We start from the raw sequence: 8,731 nt of genomic DNA, 5'->3' as shown, positions 1-8,731 counted from the left end.
CAACTTAATCAAAATGCTGGGAGACAGCCTGAAAACAGGCACAATGACGCTGGAAAAGCTGTTTGAAAGCTACGAAGTAACGGAAGAACAGCGTTTGCATTTTGAAAGTCTTGTTTCCGCCACCGAATAATTTTAAAGCTGCCTGAAAATCCGCATAAACGGCAATTCAGGCAGCCTGAAACATCATTTACCGATATTCGCCCCAACTTTGGCAACCGCCACTTGCCAGCTTGCCAAAATTTCCAAACAACGCTGTTCGGCATCGTTTAATTTGAAGTGCAAGGCTTTGTGTTCCAACATTTTCAGAAACGTGCCTTGAATGTGCGACAACTGATACAAAGCCATGTGCAAATCGGAAACCTGCGCCACGCCTGCACCATGTTTCACAAACAGGCGAGCCATGCCGTAGTCGTAATCGGGGATTTGGGGTGCTTGGGTGGGCTGCTCAATGGCAGGGCTGCCTGAAACGGTATTCAGGAAAGTTTGAATAACCTGCAAACTGAATTTTGGCGAAATCCACATGGCATAGTGGATAACCAATTCTTTACAAGCAAATGTACCGCCATTTCTGCCTTCAATTTTTTGGATTGCTAAACTCTGAAAATTTGCAGAGTTTTCAATTTCAGCAATCAATTCTTTGGTTTGTTGATTACGCAACCAAAATGCAGGTTGATGTTTTTTTGAACCGCCACTTGCTTTGTGCAAATCGTTCAAATTGAACAAATTGTCTTCTTGACGGATTGATACATTGGAAATTTGAATAGCATTCATGTTAGAATGACCTTTCTATTGCGATGTGTTAATAGACAGGATGAGGGTTTTCCTAGAACCGCTTATCCACGCCCCCGTCAAGTTCCTAGCTTGTCGGGGGTTTTTGCTTGCTCATTTGCAAGTGGGATAATTTTATTATGTGGACACATAAAAAGCAAGTTATTTGTTAAACTCTTTGCGGAGTTGTTGCTTAACCCATTGAGAAAAATCAATATTATTTGCAATTTCTAAAATATCTTTTTCAGTCTCTTGGTTAAACGACACTTTTTTGATAACGCGCTTGGCTTCTGCTCTTTTGCGGTACTCAATCAATTTTTCATTATTCATGGTTGAACTTTCCGTTTGTTTAAAAAGAGTAATTTTAATATGTGTACACATAAAAATCAACAATCTTAACAGAGAGGTAAAAAAATGACCATTCCCAATTTAGAAATTCGCTGTTCCAGTTTGCACAAAATCATGGGCAAACCCAAAAGCAAAGACGAATTGCTTGGCGATACCGCCAAAAGCCATCTCTTTGATTTTCTGAAACAATCGCGTTTTGGTTATGTGAAAGAAGTGGACAGCAAAGAAATCCGCAAAGGCAAAGAATGCGAAAACGAAGCCATTCAAAATAGCGGATTGGTGCGCGGTTGCGTGTATGAAAAATGCACCTTGCCACGCCAGCATAAAGTGATTTGCGAAATGGACGGCGTACAAGCTATTTTAACGGGTGAATGCGATATTTTTGATGAAGTCCATTCGTTGATTATTGACACCAAATGCGTGTGGGACATGTCCACATTCCCCATTTGCCAAATGGACGCGGCACAAAAAGCCAAAAAAGCAGGTTACGACTGGCAAATGCACGGCTACATGATGTTGTATGAGACGCAATCAGCTTGTGTGGATTATTGGTTATTGCCCACGCCCGAGTATTTTTTCAGCGACTGGCAACGCGAAAACGAGCCTGATGTGATTGAGCAGCAAACCACATTCATTGAACAAATCCCCTGGTATGAGCGCGTTACCCATCTGCCAATTGAGCGCAATGAAAGCAAATTGGGCGAGATTGTCGCCCGAATGCGCGATGCGCTGCAATTTTGGATTTTATTGCACAAAACCCAATTTCAGGCAGCCTGAAATTTCATTTTACGAAAGTTCACATCATGAAATTACGCCCTATTTTATTCAGCACGCCCATGGTACAAGCCATTTTACGCGGGCAGAAAACCCAAACACGCCGCATTGTGAAACCACAGCCAACTGGCGGATTACGAACCAGCCCATTCACTCAAACAGGCTATGAAGACAAACACGGCTATCCATTAAAACCATGCCCATATGGGTATGAGGGAGACCAGCTTTGGGTACGTGAAACCTACACAAAAACTGAAAACGGCATACTCTACAAAGCCGACAATCCGCGTATTGAAGGCATTAAATGGAAGTCACCAATTTTTATGCCACGCCAATATAGCCGTATTATTTTGAATATTAAAGAAATACGCGTACAGCGATTAGAGCAAATCAGCCGTGATGACGCTCACGATGAAGGATTTAACTGTCGTGCAGATTTCTTTGCATTATTTCACAAGCTCAATCCCGACGCGCCTGAAAATCCATTTGTTTGGGTTATACATTTTAATTAAAGGAAAAAACCATGCAAAATCAAGAATGGTATCAAAACGATGACGCAATCAAAATCATCACGCCGCCCGATGTGATTAAAGCGATTTTGATTAACACGCCCACCGATGAAAAAGACTTTAAATTTCATGCCTATATCCAAAATGGCGATATGGTCGGTTATGCAGGCGGTACGGCTTTGCGTATCCCTGTGGGCGCACCCGAAAGCGCAAATTTTCAGATTCCACGCGCCACATTAGAAATTGTGCTGGCAAAAGTCAAAAGCCATAAATTTATTCACAACCCTGTTTCTGACAACAACAGTAAAAAATTGGGCATTTATTGGAATGAAGAAGAAATGACAGGGGTGTTTGAAACCGAGTTGTTTACCGAAACATTCCGCGTAACCCAACCTGAATTAAACGGCTTGGAAGTGATGGATTTTGACAAGAAATTCGCAGAAGTAAATAAAAATACCGAATTAAATCAATATGCCACATTTCATCAAGAAATCATGGAGCGTGCTGTTAAAACAGCAAAATTGGTAGATAGATACGGTTCGTTGAGTATTGTTGCAAATGGTCAAAAAGAAGCTGCTTATATTTCTTTTGATAATATGCTTACAACCGATGGCATGGCTGAAATGTTGATTATGCCGCAAGTCATTCAGGTTGTTAAACAGGATGATGAAGATTTGCTCACAGGGCAGGAAGTAGTCAAAACTGTTGCTGAAACAATGAGTAATGCGCTTGATGAGTTGGACAAAGCGGTTCAATCTGACAAATCGGCGCAGCACGAGCCGATTGAAATTGATGAAAACATTGAAGCCTACATTTTGGGCTGCATGAATGGCAATGTTTCGGCAAATGATTTGGAAGTGGAGTTTGATATTTCCAACGGACACGCCAAGCAAATTCTGAAACAGCTTGAAGATGAAGGCATGGTTTCATTATCGCATGACGATGAAGAAGACCCTGTTTATTTTGTCAAAATGACTTAAAGCATGGAGAAGCGAAATGCAAAATCCCAAAATTCAGGCAGCAGCCGAAATCGCACAAGAAGCCATTGATAACTTGGTAGTACATCAACTGGCAGCCACACAAGCCAAGCTGCACGCTGAACAGGTCGCAGCAAATGCCTTTGCCAAGGCACACAATATCGTGATTGGCGAAACCGTATTGAAACTTGCCGCCGATAGAGACCTGAAAGGCGTAGTAGTGGGTATTGGTTTTGAACAACACGCTGATTTGCCAAATGAAGTTGTGTTCTTTTGGCGTTGTCGTTTAATTACAAAAGACGGCAAGCTGTCTAATGCACATCGCCATTTTGACTGTTTGAGACAGCCTGAAATTTTGCCAACCAAATGGCTGAATGGTGCGGTGTATTGATAAATTAAGGCTGCCTGAAAAATCGGCAAATGGTTTTTCAGGCAGCGTGGAGAACAAAATGACCCAAAAATTTAAATTCGGCGACCGCGTCCGCCACCCCAAATATGGCGAGTGCATGGTTGTAACACAATGGTATGACGCTGATACGGACGACCCCACTTGGGTATCAATTATTTCAGAAATACATGGAGAATGTGATTCACGTCATGAAGAGCTTGAATCTATCCCTCACCCCGACACGGCGCGGTTAAATTTCATTCAAGAAAATTTTATTGAAATCAAAGTGTTTGATGACGAAAGACAGACAAACTATTTCTGTATCAACAATAACATGAGTAACGCAAATGAGAGTATTCGCGCATTGATTGACAACGCCATGCAACGGGAGCAAACACCATGAACACCCCTGAAACCGCAAAATTACACTCCAACGCATTCTTAAATCACGAAGAATTGTGTGATTTAACAGGCTTTCGCCATGCCAAAAAGCAATGCGAACAACTCCGCAAACAGGGCGTGGCATTTATCGTCAATGCGCGTGGTTATCCGCGCGTTAGCCGTGCCGTGTTGGACAATTTGGGTGTACACACCAAACCCAAATCCCAAAGCAAAACAGCCAAATGGCAACCCAGCGTGGTTCAGGCAGCCTGAAAATCCCACAAACAAATGGCGTAAATGGTTAATTGATTTTGCCATTTGCGCCATTTTTTTACCCAAAAATCAAGGAGCAGTAACATGGGACGCAAACCAACAACCAATCTCAACCTGCCAAAAGGCATGAGAGCGCGGAAACGCTACCGCAAAGATGGCACATTCACAATCCATTATTTCTATGATGTGGGCGACAAAAAGCGCACAGAAATCCCACTTGGCAAAGATTACCACACAGCCCTGAAAAAATGGGCAGACTTGGACATGAGCCAAATTCCCAAAACAGGCATTACCTTTGTCAATGTTGCCCTGCGCTACAAAAACGAAGTCATGCCCACCAAAGCCCCGAAAACCGCACGAGAAAACCAATACCAACTGGAAAATTTAATGACATTTTTTGGCGGCGACAACCCTGCACCTCTTGAAGCGATTGAACCGCAACACATCAAAGAATATTTGCGTTGGCGCAGCAATGCCCCTGTTGCGGCGAATCGGGAACTTGCGCTGTTCAGCCACATTTGGACAATGTGTTCAGATGAGCATTGGGGCTACACCAGTTTGCCATGCCCTAAAAAAGGTGTGAAATTAAACAAAGAAACGCCGCGTGAAGTGTATGTTGAGGATTATTTGTACGATATTTTGTACCAATTTGCCGACCCGACCATGAAAGACGCGATGGATATTGCGTACCTAATTGGGCAACGTCCAGCCGATGTGCTGAAAATTCAAGTCCACCATATCCACGACAACATTTTGACAATTAAGCAGAACAAAACCAACGCACGGTTGCGTTTTGCCATTTCAGGCAGCCTGAAAAACATCATAGACCGCCGTTTGGAAACAGCAAGCGTCTATTTATTGTGCAACAGCAGGGGGAAGCAACTGACTGTGAATGCCATGGAAAAACGTTTTGCGAAAATGCGCGCGGCGGCAATCGCGCAATATCCCGAATTGGAAAGTGAATTGGTGGAGTGTCAGTTTCGGGATTTGCGCGCCAAATCAGGGACGGACGTGTATTTATCCGCCGAAAGCATGGAAGCGGCACAAAAACAACTGGGGCATACCGACAAGAAAATGACCCAAGTTTATATTCGCCGTGAACCAACCATTCAACCGCTTGACGTGTTGGATAAAAAGAAAGATAAGAAATAATTGCGGAAATAATTTAAAATTGCGGAAACATACAGGCAGCATATTGTTACAAGCTGATTATTTTAAATATATTTTTGAATTACAATTAGAAAAGCAGCCTGAAACATCTTTCAGGCTGCCTGTTTATGTATTTATTTTTGTTTACTGATGGTTAAACCTGTAAAACCAAAAATCACAGTTAAAATCAAACACAAATAGCAGAAAAAAGCATACGGCAAATAATCCCACACCGCCACACCCAAGACTTTGGCGATAAACACGCCGCACACACTCCATGGCACAAGCGGGTTGATGACCGTGCCTGCGTCTTCCAAAGTGCGCGATAAATTGCGTGGGTGCAAACCGAGTTTGTCGTACACAGGTTTAAAAGTTTCTCCAGCCAATAAGATGGACAAATATTGTTCGCCAATCAACACGTTCACGCCCACGCTGGTGGCGGCTACGGAGAAAGTCGCCCGTCCTGCAGTAATCAAAAAATCACGCATGGCAGTCAGCAAAGTCGGAATAATCCCCAAAGCAAACAGTAACCCGCCCAAGCTCAATGCCAAAATCACCACCGTTTGGGTAAAAAACATACTTTCCAAACCACCGCGTTGAATTAAACGGGCAATGCCTTCGCCCAATTGTTCATTTTTGAAACCTGCAAAAAACCAACCGCCCAGTTGCCCCAATGATGGCGAACTGTGCAAATAAGTAATGGCTACGGCTAATAAAATCGTCCACAACATTGCCACAATCGCATTGACTTTGCGAACCGCTAACACAATTAATAGGGCAAACGGCAACAATGAATAGCCATGTACCAAACCACTTTGTTGCAATTGGTTTTGCAATTCGGCTACGTTTTTCAGGCTGCCTGAACCCATGTTTGGTACACCCCACAGCAAAATTCCTGCTGTTAAAATCAGCGCGGGAATGGTGGTGTACGCCATGTTTTTAATGTGTTCAAACAAATCCACGCCAACAATAGACGCGGAAATACCCGTTGTGTCAGAAAGCGGCGACATTTTGTCGCCAAAAAATGCGCCCGACACCACCGCGCCCGCCGTAATCGCGGCATTCGCGCCAAAGGCTTCGCCCATGCCCATAAACGCTACACCCACAGTCGCGCAAGTCGTCAAGCTGCTGCCAATGGACACGCCAATAATGCTGCACAATAAAAAGGCAGACAGGTAAAACCATTCAGGCGAAATCACGCCAAATCCATAATACATCAGCGTGGGAATCGCGCCGCTCATCATCAGCGCAGACACGAGTAAACCAATAAAAAAGAATAGGTAAACCGCGCCCATGCCCTGCTCTACCGATTGTGCCATGCGTTTTTGCATATTGTCCCACGCAATGCCGCGCGACATGCCGTAACCCAATAGGGCAAGTAGGGCAATTAAAATCGTGAGATGGGGTACCCATTCTAAAAAGATAATGGTGTAACTCATCGCCGCCACAATCACAACCACAATGGTTAGGGCTTCTTTTAGGGAAAGATGGAGTAAAGGTTCTTTGGAAATCATGACATTAGACTTTCTTCTTTTTTTGGGAAATTAAGTTTTCAGGCTGCCCGAATGTAGGGTGCGCCGTGCGCACCAAATTTACCGCAATATTTAAATCATTCAATCATTTTGGTGCACACGGCGCACTCTACATAATAGTTTGCATACCCAAAGGCAGCCTGAACAATATCACGCCGCAAACACCGCCGCCATCGCGTCTGCCACCATGTCAATATTACCATCGTTCAAGCCAGCCACGCACAAACGCCCCGAATCCAACACATAAATCGCAAATTCATCACGCAAACGATGAACTTGTTCCACCGTCAAACCCGTATAGCTGAACATGCCTCGTTGTTTAATAAAATAACTGAAATCGCGTTCAGGCAGCCTTGCGCTCAACACATCATACAATTTTTGGCGCATAGCGCGAATACGGTCGCGCATTTCATAAACTTCCGCTTGCCATTGCGCGGCTAATTCGGGATTGGACAAAACATGGTACGCCGTCAAACCACCTTGCGCGGGTGGACTGGAATAAATGCGGCGCACACTAAATTTCATTTGCCCCAACACCAATTGCGCTTCTTCGGGCGTGGGCGCAAGCACCAACAGCGCGCCCACGCGTTGCCCATATTGCGACATATTTTTGGAAAATGAGCAACTGGCAAACAGGGGCAAATTCAATGCCACCGCCTTGCGAATCGCATAAGCGTCCGATTCAAACGTATCGCCAAAACCCTGATAGGCAATGTCCATAAAGGGGATTAATTTGCGTTCCGCGACAATATTCAAAACCGTATCCCATTGTTCTGCCGATAAATCTACGCCAGTTGGATTGTGGCAACATGGGTGCAGCAAAACCACTGTATTTTCAGGCTGCCTGCGGAAAAAATCGCACATTTCATCAAATTTCACGCCTATGGTTTGCGCGTCATAATAAGGATAAGTGCCGACTTCAAAACCTGCGCCTTCAAAAATGCCACGATGATTGTCCCAAGTTGGGTCGCTCACATACACTTTTGCCTGCGGAAACCAGCGATGAATAAAATCCGCCCCCAATTTCAACGCCCCCGAACCGCCCAAAGTTTGCACCGCCGCCACGCGATTTTGCGCCAAAGCCGCATTGTCTGCGCCCAAAATCAGTTTGGCGACTTCGGCGCGAAAACCTGCGTGTCCTTCCATAGGCAAATAACTTTTCACACCAAAGCCAATTTGCTGTTCTGCGGCTAACACGCTGGCGGGCAAAGGCATTTTTCCGTCATTGTCAAAATAAATCCCAATCGCCAAACTGATTTTGTTGGGGCGTGGGTCTTGCTGGAACGTTTCCACTAGGGAGAGAATGGGGTCGCCCGCATAGGCTTGAACGTGTTGATACATTTGCGTTTTCCTTTGTTAATGAGTTTTCAGACTGCCTTTCAGTACACGACAATTTTTGGGATTTACGCCAATCTGTCCCCTCCCCCGTCTCCAACGGGGGAGGGCTAGGGTGGGGGTAAATTTATGGAAATAAATCAATATTTTTGTAAATCAACGAGCCACCCCCACCCTAACCCTCCCCCGCAAGCGGGAGAGGGGACAGGTTTCAGGCAATCCAAAGATTTTTGTCGTGTACTAAAAGGCTGCCTGAAAATCTCATTCAAATAACTTGATAAATTCGGTGCATAATAC

11 protein-coding genes are annotated in these 8,731 nt (G+C 44.5%); 7 read left to right on the top strand and 4 right to left on the bottom strand.

Features of this window, described 5'->3' with window-relative positions; translation table 11 throughout:
- Positions 1–183: 183 nt before the first annotated feature.
- A complete protein-coding gene (locus Q338_RS13865; protein ID WP_051968622.1) occupies positions 184–771 on the bottom strand; it encodes a KilA-N domain-containing protein in 588 nt (195 codons plus the stop codon).
- 159 nt (positions 772–930) lie between these two features.
- The gene (locus Q338_RS14890) at positions 931–1,098 is read right to left on the bottom strand and encodes a hypothetical protein (protein WP_169815863.1); all 168 of its coding nucleotides are present in this window, start codon (positions 1,096–1,098) and stop codon (positions 931–933) included.
- An 84-nt stretch (positions 1,099–1,182) separates the two neighbouring features.
- Here Q338_RS14890 and Q338_RS10955 point away from each other — a divergent pair, with 84 nt between their 5' ends.
- The 7 genes from Q338_RS10955 to Q338_RS10925 all read left to right on the top strand — a co-directional run bounded on the left by Q338_RS10955 (position 1,183) and on the right by Q338_RS10925 (position 5,570).
- On the top strand, positions 1,183–1,893 hold the full coding sequence (locus Q338_RS10955; RefSeq protein WP_051968621.1) for a hypothetical protein: 711 nt from the start codon (positions 1,183–1,185) through the stop codon (positions 1,891–1,893).
- A gap of 26 nt (positions 1,894–1,919) precedes the next feature.
- Positions 1,920–2,402, top strand: a complete 483-nt coding sequence (locus tag Q338_RS10950) for an ASCH domain-containing protein (RefSeq protein WP_051968620.1) — start codon at positions 1,920–1,922, stop codon at positions 2,400–2,402.
- Positions 2,403–2,413: 11 nt separating this feature from the next.
- On the top strand, positions 2,414–3,379 hold the full coding sequence (locus tag Q338_RS10945; RefSeq protein WP_034295343.1) for a hypothetical protein: 966 nt from the start codon (positions 2,414–2,416) through the stop codon (positions 3,377–3,379).
- Between the two features lie 16 nt (positions 3,380–3,395).
- Positions 3,396–3,767 carry a hypothetical protein gene (locus Q338_RS10940; protein ID WP_034295341.1) on the top strand — a complete coding sequence of 124 codons (372 nt, stop codon included), beginning with the start codon at positions 3,396–3,398 and terminating at the stop codon, positions 3,765–3,767.
- The gene (locus Q338_RS10935) at positions 3,751–4,167 is read left to right on the top strand and encodes a hypothetical protein (protein ID WP_034295339.1); all 417 of its coding nucleotides are present in this window, start codon (positions 3,751–3,753) and stop codon (positions 4,165–4,167) included. Before Q338_RS10940 ends, Q338_RS10935 begins: the two co-directional genes overlap by 17 nt.
- The gene (locus Q338_RS10930; RefSeq protein ID WP_034295337.1) at positions 4,164–4,418 is read left to right on the top strand and encodes a DUF4224 domain-containing protein; all 255 of its coding nucleotides are present in this window, start codon (positions 4,164–4,166) and stop codon (positions 4,416–4,418) included. The genes Q338_RS10935 and Q338_RS10930 overlap by 4 nt, the downstream gene beginning before the upstream one ends.
- An 84-nt stretch (positions 4,419–4,502) precedes the next feature.
- Positions 4,503–5,570, top strand: coding sequence for a tyrosine-type recombinase/integrase (locus tag Q338_RS10925; RefSeq protein WP_034295335.1), 1,068 nt, complete (start codon positions 4,503–4,505; stop codon positions 5,568–5,570).
- A 131-nt stretch (positions 5,571–5,701) separates the two neighbouring features.
- Here Q338_RS10925 and nhaC read toward each other — a convergent pair whose 3' ends face one another.
- Entirely contained in the window at positions 5,702–7,081 is a 1,380-nt protein-coding gene (gene nhaC, locus Q338_RS10920; protein WP_034295333.1) for a Na+/H+ antiporter NhaC, read from the bottom strand.
- A gap of 168 nt (positions 7,082–7,249) precedes the next feature.
- Positions 7,250–8,440: an amino acid aminotransferase gene (locus tag Q338_RS10915; RefSeq protein WP_034295331.1), complete on the bottom strand. Its 1,191-nt coding sequence runs from the start codon at positions 8,438–8,440 to the stop codon at positions 7,250–7,252.
- Positions 8,441–8,731 lie beyond the last annotated feature (291 nt).

Origin of the sequence: Alysiella crassa DSM 2578, assembly GCF_000745955.1 — a bacterium.
Classification (GTDB): domain Bacteria; phylum Pseudomonadota; class Gammaproteobacteria; order Burkholderiales; family Neisseriaceae; genus Simonsiella; species Simonsiella crassa.
Note: the sequence above shows the minus strand (reverse complement) of the source record. Positions and strands in the feature narration are given on the sequence as shown.

Bases quoted from the DNA above. Each gene is read 5' to 3' on its own strand.
- Q338_RS13865 (WP_051968622.1), bottom strand. From the start codon at position 771: ATGAATGCTATTCAAATTTCCAATGTATCAATCCGTCAAGAAGACAAT.
- Q338_RS14890 (WP_169815863.1), bottom strand. From the start codon at position 1,098: ATGAATAATGAAAAATTGATTGAGTACCGCAAAAGAGCAGAAGCCAAG.
- Q338_RS10955 (WP_051968621.1), top strand. From the start codon at position 1,183: ATGACCATTCCCAATTTAGAAATTCGCTGTTCCAGTTTGCACAAAATC.
- Q338_RS10950 (WP_051968620.1), top strand. From the start codon at position 1,920: ATGAAATTACGCCCTATTTTATTCAGCACGCCCATGGTACAAGCCATT.
- Q338_RS10945 (WP_034295343.1), top strand. From the start codon at position 2,414: ATGCAAAATCAAGAATGGTATCAAAACGATGACGCAATCAAAATCATC.
- Q338_RS10940 (WP_034295341.1), top strand. From the start codon at position 3,396: ATGCAAAATCCCAAAATTCAGGCAGCAGCCGAAATCGCACAAGAAGCC.
- Q338_RS10935 (WP_034295339.1), top strand. From the start codon at position 3,751: ATGGTGCGGTGTATTGATAAATTAAGGCTGCCTGAAAAATCGGCAAAT.
- Q338_RS10930 (WP_034295337.1), top strand. From the start codon at position 4,164: ATGAACACCCCTGAAACCGCAAAATTACACTCCAACGCATTCTTAAAT.
- Q338_RS10925 (WP_034295335.1), top strand. From the start codon at position 4,503: ATGGGACGCAAACCAACAACCAATCTCAACCTGCCAAAAGGCATGAGA.
- nhaC (WP_034295333.1), bottom strand. From the start codon at position 7,081: ATGATTTCCAAAGAACCTTTACTCCATCTTTCCCTAAAAGAAGCCCTA.
- Q338_RS10915 (WP_034295331.1), bottom strand. From the start codon at position 8,440: ATGTATCAACACGTTCAAGCCTATGCGGGCGACCCCATTCTCTCCCTA.